Source organism: Roseateles toxinivorans, from assembly GCF_004362525.1.
In the GTDB taxonomy this organism is placed as follows: domain Bacteria; phylum Pseudomonadota; class Gammaproteobacteria; order Burkholderiales; family Burkholderiaceae_C; genus Paucibacter; species Paucibacter toxinivorans.
Genome location: NZ_SNXS01000001.1, coordinates 635,338 through 659,690, shown reverse-complemented (window position 1 = coordinate 659,690; position 24,353 = coordinate 635,338). Strand labels below are relative to the sequence as shown.

Here is a 24,353-nt window from a genome sequence, read left to right as displayed (position 1 = left end):
GCGCAGCGCGCGGGGTCGGCGGCCACCAGCGCATCGGCAGAGGAGGTGGGAGGTCGGCCACGGCGGGCATAAAGAAGCTGGAGGTCGGTCCGTTCAGGGCCGGCCCAAGCTTCAGCCCGTCGTGGCCGGCCTCCCGCCCCCTCTGCCACCCCACGGCAGCGAAGCGCAAAGCATCGCCACCCTCGGACAAGTCGATCAGTTTCACTTCAGGCAGAAAAAAGCCTGGCGGGAGCCAGGCTTGCGCTCAGCGGATGAAAACCTATCAGGCGCGAATGGCCTCGGCCAGGCGTTCGGCCGACTGCTTGGCCACTGCCGCGTCGCTGGCCTCCACCATCACCCGCAGCAGCGGCTCGGTGCCCGAGGCACGTATCAGCACCCGGCCGCGGTTGCCCAGCTCGGACGTGACTTCGGCCTGCTCCTGGGCCAGACGGGCATTGCTCTTCCAGTCCTGGCCAGGCTGCAGGCGCACATTGATCAGCGTCTGCGGGAACAGGTTGACGTCTTGCAGCTGCTCGGCCATCGAGCGGCCGCTGCGGCAGATCGCCTGCAAGATCAGCAGCGCGCTGACGATGCCGTCGCCGGTGGTGTGCTTGTCCAGCGCCAGCAGATGGCCGGAGCCCTCGCCGCCCAGTTGCCAGCCACGGGCGATCAGCTCCTCCAGCACATAGCGGTCGCCGACCTTGGCGCGCACGAAGTCCACATCGCGGGCCTTCAGGGCCAGCTCCACGGCCATATTGGTCATCAGCGTGCCGACGGCACCGGGCACCGCCAGGCCGTGGTTCAGACGGTCGGCGACCATCAGGTACAGCAACTCGTCGCCGTTGAACAGACGGCCATCGCGATCGACAAACTGCAGGCGGTCGGCGTCGCCGTCCAGCGCAATGCCGTAATCGGCACCGTGCTCCTTGACCGCGGCCACCAGGGCAGCGGGGGCCGTGGCGCCGACACCGGCATTGATATTGAAGCCGTCCGGGCTGACACCGATCGAGATCACCTCAGCGCCCAGCTCGTGGAACACATCGGGGGCGACGTGGTAGGCGGCGCCGTGCGCCGCGTCGATCACCAGCTTCAGGCCGCGCAGCGACAGCTCGGAGCCGAAGCAGCTCTTGCAGAACTCGATGTAGCGGCCACGCGCATCTCCCAGACGCCGGGCCTTGCCCAGGCTGGCGGAGTCAACCCACACCGGTGGCTCGGCCAGCACACGCTCGACCTCGATCTCCCAGGCGTCGGGCAGCTTCTGGCCGGCGGCCGAGAAGAATTTGATGCCGTTGTCGGCAAAGGGGTTGTGCGAGGCGCTGATGACCACCCCCAGATCCTGGCGCAGCGCCCGGGTCAGGTAGGCGACGCCGGGCGTCGGCAGCGGGCCGGTCAACCAGACATCAACGCCGGCCGAGGCAAAACCGGCCTCCAGCGCCGCCTCTATCATGTAGCCGGACACACGCGTGTCCTTGCCGATCAGCACGCGGGGGCGACCGGGCGTCGTGGTGCGCAGCACGCGGCCAACGGCATGGCCCAGGCGCAGCATGAAGTCCGGGGTAATGGGCGCCTGGCCCACGGTGCCGCGAATGCCGTCGGTGCCGAAATAATTGCGTGTCATGTGTTCTTGTCCTCGTCTGAATTCTTGTCCTGGGTCGGCAGGCCGGTTGGAGCGCCTGCGGCCCTCCAGACCTTGAGCGCATCGACCGTGGGCGCCACATCGTGCACCCGCACAATGCTGGCGCCATGTGCCACCGCAGCCAGCGCGGCCGCAATGCTACCTGCTAAACGTTCGCTCACCGCCCGACCTGTCACCGCGCCCAGTGACGCTTTGCGCGACCAGCCCGCCAACAGCGGATAGCCCAGCGCGCAAAGCTGCATTTGTTCACGCAGCAACTGGAAGTTCTGCTGAGGCGATTTGGCAAAGCCGAAGCCGGGATCGAGCACGATGCGCTCGGCCGCGATGCCGGCGTCCCGCGCCGCCTGGGCGCGTGAGGCCAGAAAGGCAGCGACCTCGGCCGTCACATCCTGGTAGTCCAGCAATGCCTGCATCGTGCCGGGCTCGCCGCGCATATGCATCAGGCACAGACCGGCGCTGCCATGCGCGGCCAACGCATCGAGTGCGCCGGGCCGCTGCAGCGCGTGGATGTCATTGACGATGTCCACGCCCAGGTCCAGCGCCGCCCGCATCACCTCGGGCTTGAAGGTGTCCACCGACACCGGCACGCCCAGGCTCAGCGCCCCTTGCAGCACGGGCAGCACGCGGGCCAGCTCATCCTCGACCGACAGCGGCTGCGCACCCGGTCGGCTGGACTCGCCGCCAATGTCCAGGATGTCGGCACCCTCGGCCACCAGTCGCTCGCAATGCCGCAGCGCAGTGTGCGAATCGGCCCATTGGCCGCCATCAGAGAACGAGTCGGGCGTGACATTGACGATGCCCATCACGCGGGGCCGGCTCAGGTCTAGACGGAATCTGCGGGTCTGCCAGAACATGGCGCACTCAATCTATGAATCAATCAGGGAACGAAAAACGGGGCCTAAGCCCCGTTGTGGTCCGGGCAGCCAATCAGGCTGCTGCGGGTGCGTTGCCAGCCGTGACGGCCGGCGGCGTGCCGTCCGGCTTGTTGGGCGGCGCCACCCAGTCCTTGGGCGTGCGCGGCGGCTTGCCGGCCATGATGTCGTCGATCTGGTCAGCGTCAATGGTTTCCCATTCGAGCAGGGCCTTGGCCATCGCGTGCATCTTGTCCTGGTTGTCCTCGATGTGCTTGCGGGCAATCGTGTACTGCTCGTCGATGATGCGGCGTATCACCGCGTCGACCTTGCGCATCGTCTCTTCGGACATGCTGGTCGTCTTGGTCACCGAGCGGCCCAGGAACACTTCACCTTCGTTCTCGGCATAGACCATGGGGCCCAGCTCGTCGGTCATGCCGTAGCGGGTGACCATGTCACGGGCAATCGCCGTGGCGCGCTCAAAGTCATTGCTGGCGCCGGTGGTCATCTGGTGCATGAACACCTCTTCGGCGATACGACCGCCGAACAGCACCGAGATCGTGCTGAGCATGCGCTCCTTGTCCAGGCTGTAGCGGTCGCCCTCGGGCAGCTGCATCGTCACGCCCAGCGCGCGGCCGCGCGGTATCACCGTGACCTTGTGAACCGGGTCGGTCTTGGGCATCAGCTTGGCCACCAGCGCGTGACCGGCCTCGTGGTAGGCGGTGTTCTTGCGCTCCTCCTCGGGCATGATCATGGACTTGCGCTCGGGGCCCATCATGATCTTGTCCTTGGCCTTCTCGAAGTCGACCATTTCGACCACGCGGCCACTGCGGCGAGCGGCGAACAGGGCGGCCTCATTGACCAGATTGGCCAGATCAGCACCTGAGAAACCGGGCGTGCCACGGGCCAGGATGTCGGCACGTATGTCCTGCCCGACCGGCACCTTGCGCATATGCACATTCAGGATCTGCTCGCGGCCACGCACATCCGGCAGGGTCACATAGACCTGGCGATCGAAACGGCCCGGGCGCAGAAGGGCCGGGTCGAGGATGTCCGGGCGGTTGGTCGCGGCCATCACGATCACGCCCAGATTGGTCTCGAAGCCGTCCATCTCGACCAGCATCTGGTTCAGGGTCTGCTCGCGCTCGTCATTGCCGCCGCCGAGACCGGCACCGCGATGACGACCGACCGCGTCGATTTCGTCAACGAAGATGATGCAGGGGGCGCTCTTCTTGGCCTGCTCGAACATATCGCGCACGCGGGCCGCGCCCACGCCGACGAACATTTCAACGAAGTCGGAACCCGAAATCGAGAAGAAAGGCACCTTGGCCTCGCCGGCGATGGCCTTGGCCAGCAGGGTCTTGCCGGTGCCCGGAGGGCCGACCAGCAGCACGCCGCGGGGAATGCGGCCGCCGAGCTTCTGGAATTTCTGCGGGTCCTTCAGGAAGTCGACCAGCTCCTTGACCTCTTCCTTGGCCTCGTCGCAACCGGCGACATCGGCGAAGGTAGTGGTGTTGTTGGCTTCATCGAGCATGCGTGCCTTGGACTTGCCAAAGCTGAAAGCACCGCCCTTGCCACCGCCTTGCATCTGGCGCATGAAATAGACCCAAACGCCAATCAGCAGAATCATCGGCCCCCAGCTGATCAGGATGTTCATCAGCAGCGACGGCTCTTCGCGGGGCTTGACCTCGAACTTGACATTGCTGGCCAGCAGATCGCCGGTCAGGCCGCGATCAATGATGCTGCCAATCGTGCGCAGCTTCTTGTCGTCGATCGTCACGGCGAGGATTTCGATATTGCCAGGGCCTTCCTGGATCACCACGCTCTTTACACGCTTGGCGCGGACTTCTTCCAGGAAGTCCGAGTAACCGATCTGGTTACCCGTGGTCGCGCCTCGATCGAACTGTTTGAACACGGTGAATAGCACCAGTGCTATCACCAGCCAAACAGCTACCTTCGAGAACCATTGATTGTTCACCGCGACTCCTTGTTCCTGTCAATTGCCGGTGGGCCCCGTGTTGACTCGCAACTTCGGCCCGTTCACGACATATGGGGTTGATTCTATTGCAGTCAAGTAGGGGCAATCACGGGCCAAGACCCTGCGCCCCCGGGGAGATTGCGCACATTGACCTGGCGCAACGCAATTTCTGCTGTTTCGACAGCCCCTGACCCCTACTTGAGACCGATACCGACCAGAAAAGTCTCCGAAGAACGGTCCCGCGAGGCCTTCGGCTTGATCGCCTTGACTCGCTTGAAGGTCTTCTTGAACAGATCGTTCAGCTGGCTGTAACCGCTGCCGTGGAACACCTTGCTGACCAGCACGCCCTCGGGCTTGAGGTGGGAGACCGAGAATTCGATCGCCAGTTCCACCAGATGGGAAATTCTTGCTGCATCGACGCCTTCGATGCCCGAGAGATTGGGCGCCATGTCCGACACCACCAGGTCCACCGGCCTGCCGGCCAGTTCGGTCTCCAACTGGGCCAGCACCGCTTCCTCGCGGAAGTCGCCCTGGATGAAGACCACGCCTTCGATAGGCTCGAACTCCAGCAGGTCCAGCGCGATGATGGTGCCGTTCAGGTCACCGACCGCGGCGCCACCAACACCGGCCTCCTTGGGTGCGAAGCGCCGCCGCAGATACTGGCTCCAGGCGCCCGGCGCTGCGCCAAGATCGACAACCACCTGGCCCGGGCGTATCAGTTGCAAGGACTCGTCGATTTCCTTCAGCTTGTAGGCCGCACGGGCGCGATAACCGTCTTTTTGCGCCATGCGTACATAGGCATCGGACAGGTGCTCGTTGAGCCATGCCTTGTTTACTTTTTTGCTTTTTGTGTCGATCTTCATGCTGCGTCGATAATAGCGGTATGCCTGCAATTCAACTGAACCCTGCCCAGCGCAAGGAAAAACGCGCTGATGCCCACCACCTTGACCCCGTGGTGATGATTGGTTCCGATGGACTCACCCCCAATGTCGTCAAGGAAGTTGACGCCGCCCTGAAGGCCCATGGCCTGATCAAGGTGCGCGTTTTCTCCGATGACCGCGATGGGCGCGAGGCCGCGTTCGCACAACTGTGCGATCAACTCGGTGCCGCCCCTATCCAACACATCGGCAAACTGCTGGTGTTGTGGCGGCCGATCCCGGACCCGGTGGTCACCGAGGACGAGAACCGCAAGCCGGGGCCGCGCACGGTCAAGATCGTCAAGTTCTCCAAGAGCGGCAACAACCGCCCTCAGGTGAAGAAGGTTCAGGTGCTGGGCAACCAGCGCGTGGCCCAGGGCGGCGAGATCAAGCGCGCCAAGAAACGCATCGGCAGCATCAAGAAGTCGAACGTTCAGGAGCAGTAGGCCGCAGCGCGCTGGCACGCCATGCCAGCGTGATCAGCAGCAAGCCCTTGAAGGCGAAGAAGCCGCTGGACATGGCATGCAGGGCACCAAAGCTCAGGCTGCCCTGCCCCGCCCGCGCCGCGTCCATCTGCGGCTGCAGTGCGTAGTAACCGGCCACGGTGCAGAACAGGGCACCGGCGGCCAACAAGAACTCGGCCGTGACGACCTTGGGCTCATCGCGGGTCAGCCGTCGCTCTATCAGTATCAGCAACATGGCCAGAGCCAGGCTGGCCGCCGCCTCCATTGCGAACAAGCGGCCGACGAAGCGCCCGGCATCTGGGCGCTCGAGCACCGCGAACGCCGCCGGCGCGGCAAAGGCCCCCACGCAGATCACGATGCCCAGCCAGACCGCGCTGAGCAGGCCGCGAAGGCGTCGCAGCAGCATGGTCAGAGGTAGCGAACCTGGATGATTTCGTAGCGCTTCACGCCGCCCGGCGCCTGCACATCGGCCACGTCGCCGACTTCCTTGCCAATCATCGCGCGCGAAATCGGCGAGCCGATCGAGATCTTGCCCTTCTTCAGATCGGCCTCGTCTTCGCCGACGATCTGATAGGTCACGGCAGCACCGGACTCTTCTTCTTCCAGATCAACGGTGGCACCGAAGACCACGCGGCCACCGGCGTCCAAGGTGCTGGGGTCGATGATCTGGGCCGCCGCGAGCTTGCTTTCCACTTCCAGGATGCGGCCTTCGATGAAGCCCTGCTTGTCTTTGGCGGCCTCGTACTCGGCGTTTTCGGACAGATCACCCTGGGCGCGCGCCTCGGCGATGGCCTTGATGACTTCGTGGCGCTCGACGGTCTTCAGCCGATGCAGCTCTTCCTTGAGCAGTTCGGCGCCGTTTTTGGTGATGGGAATCGTGGCCATGATCGAAAAACCTTTGACTTGGGGTCAGACCACCTCGTGCTCTGACCTCAACTGACTGAGACAAAATGAAACCGCCGCCCGGCAGGCATTTGCCTGGCACCGGCGGCGGTATTGGGGACTGAACGCGAGTTTAGTGCAGTTCCGCGTGCAACTCTTGCAGGGATTGCACCACCAGATCGTCCTGATGCTTCATGCCCTCCACGGCGGCTTCGCAGCCGGCCATGGTGGTGTAGTAGGTCACCCGGTTGGCCAGCGCGGCCTGGCGGATGTGGCGGCTGTCGGCGATGGCCGTGCGGGTTTCGTCCACCGTGGTGAACACCAGCTGGATTTCGCCGGCCTTGACCATGTCGACGATGTGCGGTCGGCCGTCCTTGACCTTGTTGACCGTGCGCACCGGCACGCCGCCCTCGGCAATCGCCGCGGCCGTGCCCTTGGTCGCCACCACGCTGTAGCCCAGTGCGACCAGATCGCGAGCCACCACGACGGCGCGTGCCTTGTCGCTGTTCTTCACCGTGATGAGCACCGTGCCCTGGCTGGGCAGGCGCGAGCCAGCCCCCAGCTGGCTCTTCAGCATCGCTTCGCCGAAGGTGCGCCCTGCCCCCATGACCTCGCCGGTGGAGCGCATTTCCGGGCCAAGCACCGGGTCCACGCCCGGGAACTTGTTGAACGGGAACACCGCCTCCTTGACGCTGAAATACGGCGGCACGACCTCGGCCGGCACCTGACCATTCGGGCTCAGCTGATCGGCCAGCTTGCGGCCGGCCATGCAGCGTGCGGCAATCTTGGCCAGCGGCTGGCCGGTCGCCTTGCTGACGAAGGGCACCGTGCGCGAGGCGCGCGGGTTCACTTCGAGCACATAGACGACGGCGTTCTCACCCTCGCCCTGGATGGCGAACTGCACATTCATCAGGCCGACGACCTTCAAGGCCTTGGCCATCAGCTTGGTCTGGCGGCGCAATTCGTCCTGCAGCGCAGCCGAAAGGGCATAGGGTGGCAGCGAACAGGCCGAGTCACCCGAGTGCACGCCGGCCTGCTCGATGTGCTCCATGATGCCGCCTATCATCACGTCGACGCCATCACCGATGCAGTCCACGTCGACCTCTACCGCGTCGTCCAGGAAGCGGTCCAGCAGCACCGGAGACTTCTCGGAGACACGCACCGCTTCGCGCATATAGCGCTCCAGATCCTTGTCGCCGTGGACGATCTCCATCGCCCGGCCGCCCAGCACATAGCTGGGGCGCACGACCAGCGGGTAGCCGATCTCTTGCGCCAGTATCAGCGCCTGCTCTTCGGTGCGGGCGGTGCGATTCGGCGGCTGCTTCAGGCCCAGTTCGTGCAGCAGCTTCTGGAAGCGCTCACGGTCTTCGGCGATATCAATGCTCTCCGGCGAGGTGCCGATGATGGGCACGCCATTGGCTTCCAGGTCCAGTGCCAGCTTCAAGGGGGTCTGGCCGCCGTACTGGACGATCACGCCGACCGGCTTTTCCTTCTCGACGATCTCCAGCACGTCTTCCAGGGTCACCGGCTCGAAGTACAGGCGGTCGCTGGTGTCGTAGTCGGTCGAGACGGTCTCTGGGTTGCAGTTGACCATGATGGTCTCGTAGCCGTCTTCGCGCATCGCCATCGCCGCGTGCACGCAGCAGTAGTCGAACTCGATGCCCTGGCCGATGCGGTTCGGCCCGCCACCCAGCACCATGATCTTCTTGTTGCTGGTCGGCTCGGCCTCGCACTCTTCGTCGTAGGTCGAGTACATGTACGCGGTCTGCGTCGCGAACTCGGCCGCGCAGGTGTCCACCCGCTTGTAGACCGGGCGCACGCCCAGTGCGTGGCGCTTCTGGCGCAGCACATGCTGATTGGTGCCCATCAGCTTGGCCAGGCGGCGATCGGAGAAGCCCTTCTTCTTCAGGAAGCGCAGCTCGTCGGCGCTCAGGCTTTCCAGCGTGCGGGCAGCCACCACCTTCTCGGTCTTGATGATGTCCTCGATCTGGGCCAGGAACCAGGGGTCGATCTTGGTTTCTTCGAACACCTCATCGAGGCTCATGCCGATGCGGAAGGCATCACCGACGAAGAGGATGCGCTCGGGGCCGGCTTCGCCGATCTCCTGCACGATCTCTTCACGGTCCGTCGAGCGCTCGCTGAGCCCGTCGATGCCGGTCTCCAGGCCGCGCAAGGCCTTCTGGAACGACTCCTGGAAGGTGCGGCCCATGGCCATCACCTCGCCGACCGACTTCATCTGCGTCGTCAAGCGAGAATCGGCGGCCGGGAACTTCTCGAACGCAAAGCGCGGGATCTTCGTGACGACGTAATCGATGCTGGGCTCGAACGAGGCCGGCGTGGCGCCGCCGGTGATGTCGTTGCGCAGCTCATCGAGCGTGTAGCCCACGGCCAGCTTGGCAGCGACCTTGGCGATCGGGAAGCCGGTCGCCTTCGAGGCCAGGGCCGAGGAACGCGACACCCGCGGATTCATCTCGATCACCGTCATCCGGCCGTTGGCCGGGTTGATCGAGAACTGCACATTGGAGCCGCCGGTGTCGACGCCGATTTCGCGCAGGATGGCGATAGAGGCATTGCGCAGCAGCTGGTATTCTTTGTCGCTGAGCGTCTGTGCCGGGGCCACGGTGATCGAGTCGCCAGTGTGTATGCCCATCGGGTCCAGGTTCTCGATCGAGCAGATGATGATGCAGTTGTCTGCGCGGTCGCGCACGACCTCCATCTCGTACTCTTTCCAGCCGATCAGCGACTCCTCGATCAGCAGTTCCTTGGTCGGCGACAGGTCCAGACCGCGCTTGCAGATCTCTTCGAACTCTTCCGGGTTGTAGGCAATGCCGCCGCCGGTGCCGCCCAGGGTGAAGCTGGGGCGGATGACCATGGGGAAGCCGCTGCCGCCGATATCGGCCTGGATGCGCTTTTGCACGCTCCAGGCCTCTTCCAGCGAATGGGCGATGCCGGACTTGGCCGAGTCCAGGCCGATCTTGGTCATCGCGTCCTTGAACTTCAGGCGGTCCTCGGCCTTCTCGATCGCGTGCTCGTTGGCACCGATCATCTCGACCTTGTACTTGTCGAGCACGCCATGCTTGTGCAGGTCCAGCGCGCAGTTCAGCGCGGTCTGGCCACCCATCGTGGGCAGGATGGCGTCCGGGCGCTCCTTGGCGATGATCTTCTCGACCACCTGCCAGGTGATGGGCTCGATATAGGTCACATCGGCCATCTCCGGGTCGGTCATGATGGTCGCCGGATTGCTGTTGACCAGGATGACCTTGTAACCCTCTTCGCGCAGCGCCTTGCAGGCCTGTGCGCCGGAGTAGTCGAATTCGCAGGCCTGTCCGATGATGATCGGGCCGGCGCCGATGATGAGAATGCTTTTGAGATCGGTACGTTTTGGCATGGGTGTCTCCGTCAGACCTTGGTCATCAGACCGATGAAGCGGTCAAACAGATAGGCAATATCGTGCGGGCCGGGGCTGGCCTCCGGGTGGCCCTGGAAGCAGAAGGCCGGCTTGTCGGTGCGGGCCAGGCCCTGCAGGGTGCCGTCGAACAGGCTCACATGGGTGGCGCGCATGTTCGCGGGCAAGGTGCTGGCATCGACGGCGAAGCCATGGTTCTGGCTGGTGATGCTGACGCGGCCGTCGTCCAGGTCCTTGACCGGATGGTTGGCGCCGTGGTGGCCGAACTTCATCTTGAAGGTCTTGGCGCCACTGGCCAGCGCCATGATCTGGTGGCCCAGGCAGATGCCGAAGGTCGGAATGCCGGATTCGATGATCTCGCGCGCAGCGGCGATCGCATAGTCGCAGGGCTCAGGGTCGCCGGGGCCATTGCTCAGGAACACGCCATCGGGCTTGAGCTTGAAGACCTCGGACGCGGGCGTCTGCGCCGGCACGACCGTGATCTTGCAGCCGCGCGAGGCCAGCATGCGCAGGATGTTGTACTTGACGCCGAAGTCATAGGCGACAACGTGGAACTTCGGCTCGGTCTGCTCGCCGTAGCCTCCCACCAGCTGCCACTCGGTCTGCGTCCAGGCATAGCCCTCTTTGGCGGACACCACCTTGGCCAGGTCCTGGCCCACCATATTCGGCGCGCTGCGCGCCTTGGCGATCGCATCGGCCACATGGGCGTCGCTCAGCGTTTCGCCGGCAGCCAGCGTCATGATGCAGCCGTTCTGCGCGCCGCTGGTGCGCAGCAGGCGGGTCAGGCGACGGGTGTCGATGTCGGCAATCGCTACCGTGCCCTCGTCTTTCAGATACTGCGCGAGCGTGCGGCTCATGCGGAAGTTGGAGGCGAGAAGCGGCAGATCCTTGATGATCAGACCGGCGGCAAAGGTCTTCGAGGCCTCGACATCCTCATCGCTGACGCCGTAATTGCCGATGTGCGGATACGTGAGCGTCACGATCTGCTGGCAATAGCTCGGGTCGGTGAGGATTTCCTGGTAGCCGGTGAGCGCGGTGTTGAACACCACTTCGCCGACTGTGTGACCGGCGGCGCCGATCGAGGTGCCCTTGAAGACCGTGCCGTCTGCAAGTGCGAGGAGTGCGGGGGGCAGAACTGGCAGCACGGGAAACTCCGGGTTGTGCGCGCCCAGCTCTGCTCCGGGGGAGCCTGAGTCCGGTGAGGAAACGACGGGAGTTTCGCTGAGTGCGTGGGTGTTGGCGGGTAAACCTGTGGATTCTAACTGATCAGGGTTAGTCCGGACTCAACTCACGCACTGAGCAGCCCCTCATGACCGCGTCATGACAGGAAAATTCGTTCCGATTCAGCCCTGCAGCGCGGCAATACCTGCACGGGCGATCTGCACATCTTCGCTGGACTTGACGCCGCTGACGCCCACCGCACCGACGCATTGGCCTTCGACCAGGATGGGCACGCCGCCCTCCAGCAGGCCCTGCAGCCCTGGCGCACTGAGGAAGGAAACGCGGCCCTGATTGACCATGTCCTCATAGACCTTGCTTTCGCGGCGGCCCAGCGCGGCCGTCTGGGCCTTGGCCGGGGCGATCTGGGCCGAAATCGGCGCGGCGCCGTCCAAGCGCTGCAGCCACAGCAGATGACCACCGTCATCGACGATGGCAATGCTGACGGCCCACTGATTGGCTACCGCCTCGGCTTCAGCGGCGGCGGCGATGCTGCGCACATCGGCAAGGGTCAGAACGGGTTTGTGATTCATGGCGATTGAACTCGAAGAGAAAAGTGCACTCTACGACAAGGTGCGGCGCTGTTTCAGCCACGGGAACGCAAAGCTGTTGCAGCCTCGGTGTGCTCCGCCCCTTGGAAAGTACCGAGAAGACCGCATCTACCGGCGAACGGCTTCGCCATAGAATGCCGCCGGGGCCATCAGACGGCCCGCTCTCTCACATAGGAGGTTTTATTCATGAATGAAAGCCTGCACACCGTCTTGGGTGGCAACGCATCGGCCGGGTCCATGGCGACCCAGCGCCAGCGCGTGCTGCGAAACACTTACTGGCTCCTGGCCCTGTCCCTGGTACCCACCGTGCTGGGCGCCTGGGTCGGCGTGAGCACCGGCATCCTGTCCACGATGGGCAATGGCATGAGTGCCATCCTGTTCCTGGCCGGCGCCTTCGGCTTCATGTTCGCGATCGAGAAGACCAAGGAGTCGAGCACCGGCGTCTACGTGCTGCTGGGCTTCACCTTCTTCATGGGCCTGATGCTGTCGCGCATGCTGGCCGTGATCCTAGGCTACAAGAACGGCTCCTCGCTGATCATGACGGCCTTTGGCGGCACGGCCGGGGTGTTCTTCGCGATGGCCTCGCTGTCATCGGTCATCAAGCGCGACCTGTCCGGCATGGGCAAGTTCCTGATGGTCGGCGCGGTGATTCTGCTGGTGGTCGGCCTGGTCAACATCTTCGTGCAATCGTCGGCGCTGATGCTGACGATGCTGGTGCTGTCCATCGCCGTGTTCTCGGCCTTCATGCTGTACGACATCAAGCGCATCATCGACGGCGGCGAAACCAACTACATCAGCGCCACGCTGGCCCTGTACCTGGACGTTTACAACGTGTTCCAGAGCCTGCTGGCTCTGCTGGGCATCTTCGGTGGTGACCGCGACTGATTCTGGTTCTACCCAAGCGAAAGGGGCCCTCGGGCCCCTTTTCTTTTGCATCCTGCGCGGACTAGATCCGCTCAAACACCGCCATGCTCTCAACGTGAGCGGTGTGCGGGAACATATTCACCGCCCCCGCCGACACGCAGCGGTAGCCGGCCTGGTGCACCAGCAGCCCCGCATCGCGCGCCAGGGTGGACGGGCCGCAGCTGACGTAGACGATGCGCTTCGGCGGCTGCCAGCCCGGTGCCAGCTCGGGGTTCTGATGGATGTCGGCCAGCGCCTTGACCAGGGCAAAAGCGCCCTCGCGCGGCGGGTCGATCAGCCATTTGTCGGCCTGGCCATCGGCGGCCAGCAACTCGGGTGTCATCTCGAACAGATTGCGGGCGACGAAGCTCGTGCGATCGCTCAGGCCATTGCGCTGGGCGTTCTCGCGTGAGCGCTGCACCAGGGCCTCGCTGCCCTCGATGCCCAGTACCTCGCGGGCCTGGGTGGCAATTGGCAGGGTGAAGTTGCCGAGGCCGCAGAACCAGTCGATCACCCGCTCGTCCTTTTGCGCATCGAGCAGGCGCAGCGCGCGGCCCACCAGCACCTGGTTGATGGAGTGGTTGACCTGGGTGAAGTCGGTCGGCTTGAACGGCATCACGACGCCGAACTCGGGCAGCGAATAGGCCAGCTCGGGGCCGCCCTCATCGAGCAGATGAACGGTGTCCGGCCCCTTGGGCTGCAACCACCACTGCACGCCGTGTTCGGCGGCAAAGGCGCGCAGCTTTGCCAGATCCCCGTCGGTCAAGGGCTCCAGATGGCGCAGCACCAGGGCGATGACCTGGTCGCCCATGGCCAGCTCGATCTGCGGCAGGCGTTCGATCTGGTCCATGCTCTGCACCAGCGCGCGCATCGGCATCAGCATGTCGCTGACCTTCTTCGGCAGCACCGCGCAGCTCTGCATATCGGCCACATAGCGGCTCTTGCGCTCATGAAAGCCGACCAGTACCGTACCCTTCTTCTGCACATGGCGCACCGACATACGGGCGCGGTAGCGGTAACCCCAGGCCGGGCCCTCGATCGGCCGCAGCAGCGTCTCGGCCTTGACCTTGCCCAGATGCCACAAATTGTCTTCCAGCACCCGCTGCTTGACGGCCACCTGGGCCGCCACATGCAGATGCTGCATCTTGCAGCCGCCGCAGGCACCGGCATGCAGGCCGAAATGCGGGCAGCCCGGTTCGACGCGCTGCGAGCTTTCGCGCCGCATCGCCGTCATCGTGGCCTGCTCCCAATTCTTCTTGCGCCGTCCGGCGTTGACCTGGACTTGCTCGCCCGGCAAAGCCCCTTCGATGAACACCACCTTGCCCTCGCTGCTGTGAGCAACCCCTTGGGCTTCGAGGTCCAGCGACTCTACGTTGAGCCATTCTTGATCTGTCGTCATGGGCGCAATTATCGCTGCCCCCTGGCTTGCAGGTGGCCGCCAGGGCGGCAGGTCTTCATAATGCCGCTCCAAACGATTGCCGAAAAGAACGATCCCGTCCATGCTCAACCGTCTTGCTGCCCTGGGCCTCTGTGGTCTGCTCCTGCATGGGCCGGCGCAGTCACAGGCCTTGGCGGTGCCCGCAGGCATGCGCGCCGAGGGCCTGCCGGCGCTGTCGGCCCGGCCGGAGCCTCTGCTGCAGCAATACCAGGACCTGACGCCCCACAGCTTCGTTGCCTGGCATCCGGCGAGGCTGGAGATGCTGGTGCTGGCCCCTCACGGCGATGTGCGCCAGTTGCATCGATTGAGCCAACCCATGGGCCGCATGGAGCCACTGACCGAGGGCGCTGATCCGGTGACCTCGGCCAGCTACGAACCCCAGCGCGGCAGCTTCATCGTCTTCACCCGGGATCAAGGGGGTGACGAGGCCTATCAGCTGTTCCGCCTCGATCCGGACAGCCGCTACATCGAGGCACTGAGCGAGCGTGGTCGCAAGGTGGGCGACTACAGGATGTCGCCCGATGGCCGCTGGCTGGCCTACACCTCGCTGAGCCTGGACGCCAGCAATACGGAAGCCGAAGGGGGCGCTCGTCACGCGAATGTGGAACTGCGCCTGCTCAACCCGCTGGACTCGCAATCCCAGCGCCTGCTGCTGAAGGTCGAGAAGGAGCGGCTATCCGGGCTGCACTTCAGCCCCGACGGCAAATCACTGTTGTTCACCCATTCCGAGGGCGCTTCCGCCAGCGGCAGCTGGCGGGTGGATCTGGGCAATGGCCGGCTGTCGCGCCTGATCGCCGCGGCCGATGACGCCTCCGAGCAGGAGCGGCCCGAGGCCTTCGACCAACAGCTGTGGTCCAGCGCGCCGGGCGCGGAGTTCCAGCAGCTGCAGGTATTCAACCTCGTCAGCGGCGAGAAGCGCCGCTTCGAGCTGGGCCAGCCCTACGACGTCGAGGCTGTCGCGAGCCCACGGCATCCTGAACAGCCGGTGGCTACCTTGATCAACCAGGGCGGCATCTCGAGGCTGCGCCTGTTCGACCCCCAGCGCAGCAGCTTCCTGCCGACACTGAAGCTGGATCTGCCGGCCGGGATCATGAGCAACCCGCAATGGCATGCGCAGCGCTCCCTGCTGGCCTTCACCCACAGCTCGGCGCGCAGTCCGGGCGAGGTGATTGTCTACAACCATGCGGAGCGCAATTTCGTCGCCTGGACGGGGCGCCGCTCCCGCATCAGCGGCCATGGCCCCGCGGAGCCGAGCCTGATACGCTGGAGCAGCTTTGATGGCCGCGAGATCAGCGGCTTCTACTACCCGGCAAGCCACCACTTTCCGGGCAAACGGCCCGTCATCATCAGCCTGCACGGCGGGCCCGCGGCGCAGTCGCGCCCGGGATTCCTGGGTCGCATGAATGCCTATCCGGCACAGCTGGGGGTGGCCCTGATCTACCCCAATGTGCGTGGCTCGTCCGGCTACGGCAGAACTTTCCAGGATCTGGACAATGGCCGCAAGCGAGAGGACGCGGTGAAGGATGTGGGTGCGCTGCTGGACTGGATCGCCCTGCAGCCGGAGCTTGATGCCAGCCGCGTGCTCGTCCAGGGTGGCAGCTATGGCGGCTATATGGCCCTGGCCGTGGCCACACTCTACTCGGAGCGCATCGCCGGCAGCATCGCCCGGGTGGGCATGTCCAATCTCGTCAGTTTTCTGGAGCACACCGAGAGCTACCGACGGGACAACCGGCGCCTGGAGTATGGCGACGAACGCATCCCGGAGATGCGCCAGTTCCAGCAAAGCATCTCACCGCTGACGCGCGCCGATCGGATCCGCAAGCCGCTGATGGTCGTGCATGGCATGAACGACCCGCGCGTGCCCTACAACGAAGCGGTGCAGATGGTTCAGGCAGTGCGCCGTAACGGCACGCCGGTGTGGTTTCTGGCCGCCGAGGACGAGGGCCATGGTTTCAAGAAGAGTGTCAACGCGACGTTTCTCTTCCGGGCGACACTGGAGTTCACCAGGCAGGTGCTGAGCCTGCCCTGAGCCCGGACGGACGAGGCGGAAGCCTCGGCCCGCCTGGCGAAGGCCCGGCCGCGATACAAGCGGACGGGCTGAGCCCGGCCAGCGTCAGAAAATGGCGTCTCTGTCGACGCCGTGTCGCACCATATTGCGCTTGAGCTTGACCAGCGCCTCCTGCTGGATCTGACGGATGCGCTCGCGCGTCAGGCCCAGGCGCAGGGCCAGCAGCTCCAGGGTCTCGGGTTCGCGGTCGGCCAGGCCGTAGCGGCCGGACAGCACCTCGCGCTCGCGGTCGTTGAGTCCCTCCATGCCGTGCTTGAGCAGCAGGTCCAGCTCATGACTGAGGGTCAGGCCCAGCGGGTCCAGCGCATGCTCGTCGGCCACCAGGTCCAGCATCGATTCGCCGCCATCACCACCATTGCGGTCCAACGGCGCATCCAGCGAGGTCGGGTACTCGGCATAGGTCAGCAACTCTGCCACCTCGGCCACCGGGCGGCCCAGCAGCTTGGCAATGTCTTCGGCGCGCACCGCGCCCTCGCCGCCGTCCGGGGCATTCAGATCGGGCACCGTGTCGGCACCGTCCAGGCTGCTGGAGCCCGGATGGCCATGGGCCGCCTCCAGCATGCGGCGCGCCTTCAGCACATGGTTGAGCTCGCGCACCACATGCACCGGCAGGCGCACCAGGCGGGCCTGATGCATCAGCGCACGCTCGACGCTCTGGCGTATCCACCAGCTGGCATAGGTCGAGAAGCGAAAGCCGCGCTCGGGCTCGAACTTGCCGATCGCGTGCATCAGGCCGAGATTACCCTCCTCGATCAGATCGCTCATCGGCAGGCCGCGGCCGAGGTAGTTCTTGGCGATGCTGACGACCAGACGCAGGTTGTGCTCGATCATCGCCTGCCGGGCCTCGAAGTCGCCGGCGCGGGCACGCAGTGCGGTGTCGTACTCCTGCTGAGGAGTCAGCAAGGGTGTGCGGCGAATGTCGCGCAGATAGCTCTGCAAGGCATTGCCGGTGACGTTGTCGGCGGCCTCCATCTGCGCCAAAGCCGGCGGCGTCAGGTCGTCAAGATCGGCCTTGCCCAAGGCCTGGCTCATGCCGTCAAGATCGGGCCCATGCGTGGAGGCGGGGGCCGAGGCCAGGCCCTGTTTGGGTGCAGCACGCTTTGAACCACTCATCGTCGCGCTCCACTTCTGTGACCTGGACCTCGTCGGCTAGCGTGCCGGCAGGAGCTTGGCCGGGTCTATCGGCTTGCCCTGCTTGCGCACTTCGAAATGCAGCTTGACCTGATCGGCATCACTGGATCCCATCTCGGCAATCTTCTGCCCGCGCCGCACCGCCTGGTCTTCCTTCACCAGCAGCGTCTGGTTGTGGGCATAGGCCGTCAGGTAGGTCGTGTTGTGCTTGATGATGACCAGATTGCCGTAGCCGCGCAAGCCGGATCCTGCGTAGACGACACGGCCATCGGCCGCAGCCAGCACCGGGTCACCAGGCTTGCCGCCAATGGCCAGGCCCTTGTTGCGGGCCTCGTCGAAGCCGGCCAGCAGATTGCCCGAGGCCGGCCAAGCCCAGTTGACATCCTCGTCTCCGTCCTTGGCCGGGGCCGGTGCGGCGGCGGCAACCGCCGAAGCGGCGGCACCGACGGTGGCCGCCGAGCCGGCGGCGGCCGTCACACCGGGCTTGGCGTCCAGGGGCCGGGTCTCCACCTTGGCGCTGTTCACGCCGCGGGTGCTGGCCGCGGCAGCGTCCACATTGGGCGGCAGCACGCGCAGCACCTGGCCCACCTCGATCAGATTCGGGTTGTCCAGGCCATTCCACTTCACCAGGTCGCGCCAGTTCTGCCCGTTGTCCAGGCCGATACGGATCAGGGTGTCGCCCGGCTTGATCGTGTAATAGCCCGGCTTGCCGGCGTTCTCGGCGCCGGGCAGCACCTTGCCGGCATCCGGCGTCGCGGCCGGGGTCGCATTCGGTGCGGTGGCGGGCGCCGGCCTGGTCGTCACCGGGCCGGTGGGGCGCTGCTCGACCGGCGCGCGGTTCAGCGTGGAACCGCAGGCGGCCAGCAGTGCGGCGGCCGTCAGGCTGCAAAGCGTGGCGGCCAGCGAGGGTGATTTCACAGCGGTGTTCACGGATTGAGTCATAGCCTGTCGTTGCGCCCCGCTCGGGGGCTGTACTGAATGGCGATTCTGGGTCTTGTCGGACGCCATGAAGCACCTACATGACGCCTGATTTTAGGGGGACGAAGTGAACGGCCTCATAGGCGTTGCGCACAAATCTTGTAACGCCGCGCTCCAGCACATGATCCACCACCACCAAGACCTGACCCTGGCCGGTGGCCTGTGACATCGGTGCGATCAGTCGCCCGCCGGGCGCCAGCTGGGCCAGCCACTCGGGCGGCAGGTCGTCGCCGCCAGCGGCGGCAATGATGCTGTCATAGGGCGCGCCGGGCCTGTGCCCGAGCCGCCCATCACCGTAGATCAGACGAATCTTGTGTGCACGCGTCGCGGCAAGATTCTCGCGTGCCTTGTCGTGCAACGGCCGCAGCCGCTCGATCGACACCACCTCGCGCGCCAGCTGGGCCAGCACCGCGGCCTGATAGCCGCAGCCGGTGCCGATCTCCAGCACCTTGCCGAGCTGGCCACCGGCCTGCGCCTGGGCGCCACCGAGCAGCAGCGCGATCATGCGCCCGACGACGGAAGGCTTGGAGATGGTCTGGCCATGGCCGATGGGCAGGCTGGTGTCTTCATAGGCCTGGGTGGCCAGCGCGGTGTCAACGAACAGATGACGCTGCACGGCGCTGAGTGCCTGCAGCACGCGCTCGTCGCGCAGGCCTTCTTGCTGCAGACGCTGCACCATGCGCAGGCGCACGCCGGCCGAATCCAGCCCCAGACCGGTGGGTGCGCTCAGGCGCGCGGCATGGTCGGCAGCCTGCTGCAGATGCAGTTGCGGGCGCAGCACCGTGCGCACCGGGCCGGTGGCCCCAGCGGTCGATTGCGAGACCTTGTTCAATGGCAGAGGGAAGCGCTTGGCGCGCCCTTCGCTCATGGTCAGGCGCCGCCCAGACGCTGACGCCAGGCGCCCAGGCCTGCGTGTTCGGTCAGATCAACCTGCAGTGGCGTGATAGAGACCTGCCCCAGGGCCGTGGCGTGGAAGTCGGTGCCCTCCCCGGCCTCGCGGGCATCGCCTGCCGGGCCGATCCAGTAGATCGTTTCGCCGCGGGGATTGCTCTGGCGTATCACCGGCTCACTGGCATGGCGCCGCCCCAGGCGCGTGACGACGCGGGGCAGGTTACGGGCATCGGCACGGTTCGGGATGTTGACGTTCAGCAGGTACGGCGCCTGGGCGCCGCTGGCCAGCACCTGGTCGATGATGGCCCGCGCCGTCTGCGCGGCAGCCTCCAGATGGGTCCAGCCCTTCTCGGCCTGCGAGAAGGCGATCGACGGAATGCCGAACAGATAGCCCTCGGTGGCGGCCGCCACGGTGCCAGAATACAGGGTGTCATCTCCCATATTTGCACCGTTGTTGATGCCGGAGATCACCAGATCGGGTCGATGCTCGAGCAGACCGGTCAGTGCCACGTGGACGCAGTCCGAGGGCGTGCCATTGACATAGCGAAAGCCGTTGCTGGCGGTGTAGACGTTGAGCGGCCGGTTCAGGGTCAGCGCGTTGGACGTGCCGCTGGCGTTCTGCTCGGGCGCAATCACCTCGATCTCGCCCAGGCCCTCACAAGCCTTGACCAGGGCCAGCAGGCCCGGAGCAAGGTAACCATCATCATTGGCGATCAGAATGCGCATGCAGCCATTGTAGGCACCCGGCCCGCGTCGCCAACGTGACGCGCACAACTTTAAGTGCTGCCTATCATGCGCGTTCACTTTGGAGACACCCGATGAAAGCCTGGCTCTGCGAAAACCCCATCGGCGTCGAGGCGCTGAGCTGGAAGGACCTGCCCGACCTGCCGCCTGGCCCCGGCGAGCTGCGGGTGGCCATCAAGGCGGCCAGCCTGAATTTCCCGGATCTGCTGATCGTGCAGAACAAATATCAGATGAAGCCGCCGCTGCCCTTTGTGCCGGGCACTGAGTTCGCCGGTGTGGTCGAGGCCGTCGGCGAGGGCGTCAAGGGCTTCAAGGTCGGCGACATGGTGGCGGCGTTCTCGGGCACCGGCGGTTTCGGCACCCATGCCAATATCAATGCCATGCTGGCCATGCCGCTGCCGGCAGGGTTTTCCTTTGAAGACGCCTCGGCGTTCATCTGTACCTATGCCACCAGCCACCACGCGCTGATCGACCGCGCCGCGCTGCAGCCGGGTGAAACGGTACTGGTGCTCGGTGCCGCCGGTGGCGTCGGCACTGCGGCAATCCAGATTGCCAAGGCCGCCGGCGCGCGCGTCATTGCCGCCGCCTCCAGCGACGAAAAGTGCGCTCGCTGCGTCGAGATCGGCGCCGATGCCACCATCAACTACGCCAAGGCCAGTCTCCGGGACGAGCTGAAGGCGCTGACCGGCGGCAAAGGCCCGGACGTGGTCTATGACCCGGTCGGCGGCGACCTGGCCGAACCGGTGTTCCGCTCGATTGCCTGGCGCGGCCGCTATCTGGTGATCGGCTTCGCCCAGGGCGCGATTCCGGCCCTGCCCCTGAACCTGGCCTTGCTGAAGGGCGCGTCCGTCGTCGGCGTGTTCTGGGGCGAGTTCGCCAAGCGCGAACCGCGCCGCAATGCCGCGGCGTTGCAGCAGCTCGCCCAGTGGTATGCCGAGGGCAAGGTCAAGCCGGTGCTCGACCAGGTGCTCTCGATGTCGCAGCTGCCGGAGGCCTTTGCCCGCATGGGCAGCCGCCAAGTGGTGGGCAAGCTGGTGCTGGTCAACGCCTGAACGCCGTGCAACACCCTGCGCCGAATTAGGGGTCGGGGCATGGGATTGCCCCCGGCCTGAGCTAACATGCGGCTGCGCAGGAGGCGCACATTCAATGGCTGTCAAAGTTCTGATCGTCGAAGACAACCCGGTTGCCAGAAGTTTTCTGAACCGTGTCGTCAAGGAAAGCTTCAGCGACCCGATGGAGATCACCGAAGTCGGTGATCTGCTGGGCGCTCGGCGTCAGCTTGAGAAAGCCAAGCTGGAGGCCGAGCAGGACAGCCAGCATGTGTTCAAGCTGATCCTGGTCGATCTGGAGCTGCCCGACGGCAGCGGACTGGAACTGCTGACCGAAGTCAGCGGCTATCCGGCGGTGAAAATCGTCACCACGCTGTATTCGGACGACGATCACCTGTTCCCGGCCCTGCAGTGCGGCGCCGATGGCTATCTGCTGAAGGAAGACCGTTTCGAGGTGCTGGTCGAGGAGTTGCAGAAGATCGTGCGCGGCCAGCCGCCGCTGTCTCCGGCCATTGCACGGCGCCTGCTCTCGCATTTCCGCCCCGCCAGCAGCCCCAACTCGGGCATGGCGCCACTGGATTCCGGCTTTGCGCCGCTGGGTGGTAGCGCTGCCTCGCCGGGCGGCCCGAGTTCGCGCTCCGTCTGGATGGAACCGGCCCCCGAATGGGAGCGACTGACGCCCCGCGAGAGCGAAGTGCTGACCTATCTGAGCAAGGGCTTCACCATCAAGGAAATCGCCAACCTGATGGGCATCAAGTGGTTCACCGTCAACGACCACATCAAATCGATCTACAAGAAGCTCAATGTGTCCAGCCGCGCCGAAGCGGCCGTGCTGGCCAGCAAGCAGGGCCTGGTCTGAACCCTCGCCGGGCGAGTGACCTGCCGCCTGGCTGAACGCCTGCCCGAGTCATTCATCGAGCCATGCGCGGCGCACCTCCCAGTCAATTCGGCCAGAGCAGCCTCGACTTCACCGAGTCCAGCCTCAATCTGGGGCCTTCGCCGGTCAAGGTCGAGCCACCCGGACCGGCCCTGCCCGGCTGGCCACGGCCACCCCTGGTGCCCCTGCTGATTCTCTTGCTGCTGAGCGGTCTCTTGTGGTTCAGCGCGGCCCAGTGGTTGGGGAAGATGCCACGGCTGCCGCTGCAACTGGCCAGCAGTGCCCAGCACGAGCTGCTGCTGAAGTCCAGCCATCTGCCCGAGCTGCAGGCCCACCAGGGCAAGGCCATTCTTGCCATACGCGGCGAGCGCGAGCAGTTGCTGGCCCCCTCCGGCCTGCTGGCGGAGCACTCGGCCCGCTGGCTGCCCGAAGACGCGCAGCGCAGCCTCTTTCTGGCCCAGCAACAGCAGCTGCGGCGCATGGCCGAGGCCGGAGCGCTGAGCCTGCAGCTGAGCGATGGCACGGTGCTGGCGCTGCCCGCATCGCCACCCGGACTCTTGAGCCTGCCCAGCGGCTTCTGGTTGCGCGCGCTGGTGGCCAGTGCGCTGGCGGTGGCGGCCCTGGCCTGGCTGCTGGTGCCGGTGCCGCAGGCCCGGCGGGCGCTGGCAATGCTGACCGCCTGCCAAGCGGTGCTGGTGGCCCTGGATGCGCTGGATGCCGGCCTGGGCACCCCGATGCCCCTGGCGTTCCTGAGCCTGGAGCTGAACCTGCGCAGCACGGCCGAGCTGGCGATGGTCGGCTCCATCGTCCAGGCCAGCTGCCTGCACATGACGGCCCGACAGCTGGCGCGGCGCATCAACATCCTGTGTTGGCTGACCCTGAGCCTGCTGGCGCTGTTGCTCAGCATCGATGCCCTGCCGCAGGCCTGGTACTGGACGCAGGCCGGCGTACAGCTGGCGGGCACGGCCGCCCTGCTGGTGCAGTACGGCTCGCAGCGTCTGCAGCCCCATCCCTGGACGACGCTGTTCACCCGCTTCACATTGCCCGCCGTGCTGATCTGGCCCCTGATCACCTGGGCCGTCATCAGCACCGACGCCTGGCCCGAAGAGGCCCATGCGCTGCGCGAGGTCGCGCCTCAGATCTGGTCCGCGGGCATGACGGTGCTGTTCCTGGCCCTGCCCTTCATGGCCCGCTCGCAACGGGTGGCGCGCGAAGTCATTCTCTGGTCGGCATTGGCGTTGGGCAGTCTGGCGGTGGCGCTGATTTGGACGGCAGTGCGCATCCGCATGCCGCTACCCGTGCTGGGCCTGTGCGTGCTGGCCGCGATTGCGCTGGGTGTGGTCGCCCGCTGGTGGCTGATACACCGTGTGTTCGAGCGCCGCCCGCTGCGCGCCGCACAGCTGTTCGATGAGCTCTACCGCACCATCCGCCTGGTGGACACGCAGCCGCAACAGGCCCAGGCTGCGGTGACCGCGTTGCTGGGCAGCATGTTCGCCCCGCTGAAGGTCGAGACCCTGGAGCGGGAGCTGCGCCGCAGCCTGATCGTGCGCGACGGCACAGGCATGATCGTGCCCCTGCCCAGCCTGAACCGCGGAGAGTCGCCGCGTGCCGGCAGCCGCACCTCATTGATACTCCACGGCTCGCAGTCCGGCAGGCGCCTGTTCACGCTGGAAGACGCGCGCCTGGCCGATCTGATCATCGAGCAGATCCGCCGCGCCGTGCTGTTCGACAAGGCCGTCGAACAGGGCCGCAGTGAAGAGCGCCTGCGACTGGCCCAGGATCTGCATGACGACATCGGCGCACGCCTGCTGACGCTGATGTACAAGGCGTCCACACCGGAGATGGAAGAGTACATCCGGCACACCCTGAAGGATCTGAAGACGCTGACCCGCGGCCTTGCGGCCAGCAACCACAGCCTGTCCTTCGCCTGTGCCGAATGGAAGTCCGATATGGCCCAGCGCCTGGCGGCGGTGGACTGCGAGCTGCAATGGTTCGCCGGCTGGGATCAGGACCTCGAACTGACGGTGGTGCAATGGTCGGCACTGACGCGCATCCTGCGCGAGCTGGTCAGCAATGCCATCGCCCATGCCCAGGCCTCGGTGGTGCGCATCGAGCTGAATCTGGAGCAGGGTCAGCTGGCCCTGCGCGTGCAGGACAATGGCCTGGGCCAGGCGCCCGAGCTGTGGACCCATGGCCTGGGCCTGGGCGGCATACGCAAACGGGTCAAGCAGCTCGGCGGCAGCGTGCGTTGGCAGGCCCAGCCCGGCGCCGGCATCCTGTGCGATATCCATATACAGAAGCTGAATCCCGAGCGCCGCGGCCTGGATGTGACGCGGCCCTGAATCGGCACCCAAACAAGCGGCCCGACAGAGCCTCAGGCAGAACCTCGCTG

At 65.4% G+C, this 24,353-nt stretch carries 20 protein-coding genes; 6 read left to right on the top strand and 14 right to left on the bottom strand.

The window, feature by feature from the left end; translation table 11 throughout:
- Positions 1-262 precede the first annotated feature (262 nt).
- The 4 genes from glmM to DES47_RS03055 all read right to left on the bottom strand — a co-directional run bounded on the left by glmM (position 263) and on the right by DES47_RS03055 (position 5,307).
- Positions 263-1,597 carry a phosphoglucosamine mutase gene (gene glmM, locus DES47_RS03070; protein ID WP_133699171.1) on the bottom strand — a complete coding sequence of 445 codons (1,335 nt, stop codon included), beginning with the start codon at positions 1,595-1,597 and terminating at the stop codon, positions 263-265.
- Complete coding sequence (folP, locus tag DES47_RS03065; RefSeq protein WP_133699170.1) at positions 1,594-2,469, bottom strand: dihydropteroate synthase; 876 nt, start codon at positions 2,467-2,469, stop codon at positions 1,594-1,596. The genes glmM and folP overlap by 4 nt, the downstream gene beginning before the upstream one ends.
- A gap of 73 nt (positions 2,470-2,542) precedes the next feature.
- Positions 2,543-4,444 carry an ATP-dependent zinc metalloprotease FtsH gene (ftsH, locus tag DES47_RS03060; protein ID WP_133699169.1) on the bottom strand — a complete coding sequence of 634 codons (1,902 nt, stop codon included), beginning with the start codon at positions 4,442-4,444 and terminating at the stop codon, positions 2,543-2,545.
- A 194-nt stretch (positions 4,445-4,638) separates the two neighbouring features.
- Positions 4,639-5,307 carry an RlmE family RNA methyltransferase gene (locus DES47_RS03055; RefSeq protein ID WP_133699168.1) on the bottom strand — a complete coding sequence of 223 codons (669 nt, stop codon included), beginning with the start codon at positions 5,305-5,307 and terminating at the stop codon, positions 4,639-4,641.
- Positions 5,308-5,327: 20 nt separating this feature from the next.
- Between DES47_RS03055 and DES47_RS03050 the strand changes: the two genes are divergently transcribed.
- A complete protein-coding gene (locus DES47_RS03050; RefSeq protein ID WP_133699167.1) occupies positions 5,328-5,807 on the top strand; it encodes a YhbY family RNA-binding protein in 480 nt (159 codons plus the stop codon).
- On the opposite strand, the gene DES47_RS03045 is transcribed toward DES47_RS03050, so the two are convergent.
- The 5 genes from DES47_RS03045 to DES47_RS03025 all read right to left on the bottom strand — a co-directional run bounded on the left by DES47_RS03045 (position 5,779) and on the right by DES47_RS03025 (position 11,864).
- Positions 5,779-6,231 (bottom strand): DUF4149 domain-containing protein, encoded by a 453-nt coding sequence (locus tag DES47_RS03045; protein WP_166651823.1) that lies wholly within the window; start codon positions 6,229-6,231, stop codon positions 5,779-5,781. The two genes, DES47_RS03050 and DES47_RS03045, sit on opposite strands and share 29 nt — an antisense overlap.
- A 2-nt stretch (positions 6,232-6,233) precedes the next feature.
- Positions 6,234-6,710: a transcription elongation factor GreA gene (gene greA, locus DES47_RS03040; RefSeq protein WP_133699166.1), complete on the bottom strand. Its 477-nt coding sequence runs from the start codon at positions 6,708-6,710 to the stop codon at positions 6,234-6,236.
- Between the two features lie 130 nt (positions 6,711-6,840).
- Entirely contained in the window at positions 6,841-10,095 is a 3,255-nt protein-coding gene (gene carB, locus DES47_RS03035) for a carbamoyl-phosphate synthase large subunit (RefSeq protein WP_133699165.1), read from the bottom strand.
- A gap of 11 nt (positions 10,096-10,106) precedes the next feature.
- A complete protein-coding gene (carA, locus tag DES47_RS03030; protein ID WP_133699164.1) occupies positions 10,107-11,258 on the bottom strand; it encodes a glutamine-hydrolyzing carbamoyl-phosphate synthase small subunit in 1,152 nt (383 codons plus the stop codon).
- Positions 11,259-11,456: 198 nt separating this feature from the next.
- Positions 11,457-11,864, bottom strand: coding sequence for a GlcG/HbpS family heme-binding protein (locus DES47_RS03025; protein WP_133699163.1), 408 nt, complete (start codon positions 11,862-11,864; stop codon positions 11,457-11,459).
- Between the two features lie 204 nt (positions 11,865-12,068).
- Between DES47_RS03025 and DES47_RS03020 the strand changes: the two genes are divergently transcribed.
- On the top strand, positions 12,069-12,767 hold the full coding sequence (locus DES47_RS03020) for a Bax inhibitor-1 family protein (RefSeq protein ID WP_133699162.1): 699 nt from the start codon (positions 12,069-12,071) through the stop codon (positions 12,765-12,767).
- Between the two features lie 61 nt (positions 12,768-12,828).
- Here the strand turns inward: DES47_RS03020 and rlmD are convergent, their stop codons facing one another.
- A complete protein-coding gene (gene rlmD, locus DES47_RS03015; protein ID WP_133699161.1) occupies positions 12,829-14,184 on the bottom strand; it encodes a 23S rRNA (uracil(1939)-C(5))-methyltransferase RlmD in 1,356 nt (451 codons plus the stop codon).
- Positions 14,185-14,284: 100 nt separating this feature from the next.
- Between rlmD and DES47_RS03010 the strand changes: the two genes are divergently transcribed.
- Positions 14,285-16,252: a S9 family peptidase gene (locus DES47_RS03010; RefSeq protein WP_133699160.1), complete on the top strand. Its 1,968-nt coding sequence runs from the start codon at positions 14,285-14,287 to the stop codon at positions 16,250-16,252.
- Between the two features lie 84 nt (positions 16,253-16,336).
- Here the strand turns inward: DES47_RS03010 and rpoS are convergent, their stop codons facing one another.
- The 4 genes from rpoS to surE form a co-directional block, all read right to left on the bottom strand.
- A complete protein-coding gene (gene rpoS, locus DES47_RS03005; RefSeq protein WP_133699159.1) occupies positions 16,337-17,404 on the bottom strand; it encodes an RNA polymerase sigma factor RpoS in 1,068 nt (355 codons plus the stop codon).
- Between the two features lie 36 nt (positions 17,405-17,440).
- The gene (locus DES47_RS03000; protein ID WP_133699158.1) at positions 17,441-18,364 is read right to left on the bottom strand and encodes a peptidoglycan DD-metalloendopeptidase family protein; all 924 of its coding nucleotides are present in this window, start codon (positions 18,362-18,364) and stop codon (positions 17,441-17,443) included.
- A 73-nt stretch (positions 18,365-18,437) separates the two neighbouring features.
- Positions 18,438-19,268, bottom strand: coding sequence for a protein-L-isoaspartate(D-aspartate) O-methyltransferase (locus tag DES47_RS02995; RefSeq protein WP_133699157.1), 831 nt, complete (start codon positions 19,266-19,268; stop codon positions 18,438-18,440).
- A 2-nt stretch (positions 19,269-19,270) separates the two neighbouring features.
- Positions 19,271-20,017, bottom strand: a complete 747-nt coding sequence (gene surE, locus DES47_RS02990) for a 5'/3'-nucleotidase SurE (protein ID WP_133699156.1) — start codon at positions 20,015-20,017, stop codon at positions 19,271-19,273.
- Between the two features lie 92 nt (positions 20,018-20,109).
- Between surE and DES47_RS02985 the strand changes: the two genes are divergently transcribed.
- The 3 genes from DES47_RS02985 (at position 20,110) to DES47_RS02975 (ending at position 24,303) form a co-directional block, all read left to right on the top strand.
- A complete protein-coding gene (locus tag DES47_RS02985) occupies positions 20,110-21,087 on the top strand; it encodes an NADPH:quinone oxidoreductase family protein (RefSeq protein ID WP_133699155.1) in 978 nt (325 codons plus the stop codon).
- A 94-nt stretch (positions 21,088-21,181) separates the two neighbouring features.
- Entirely contained in the window at positions 21,182-21,943 is a 762-nt protein-coding gene (locus tag DES47_RS02980) for a LuxR C-terminal-related transcriptional regulator (RefSeq protein ID WP_133699154.1), read from the top strand.
- A 62-nt stretch (positions 21,944-22,005) separates the two neighbouring features.
- Positions 22,006-24,303, top strand: coding sequence for a sensor histidine kinase (locus DES47_RS02975; protein WP_133699153.1), 2,298 nt, complete (start codon positions 22,006-22,008; stop codon positions 24,301-24,303).
- Positions 24,304-24,353: the final 50 nt, after the last annotated feature.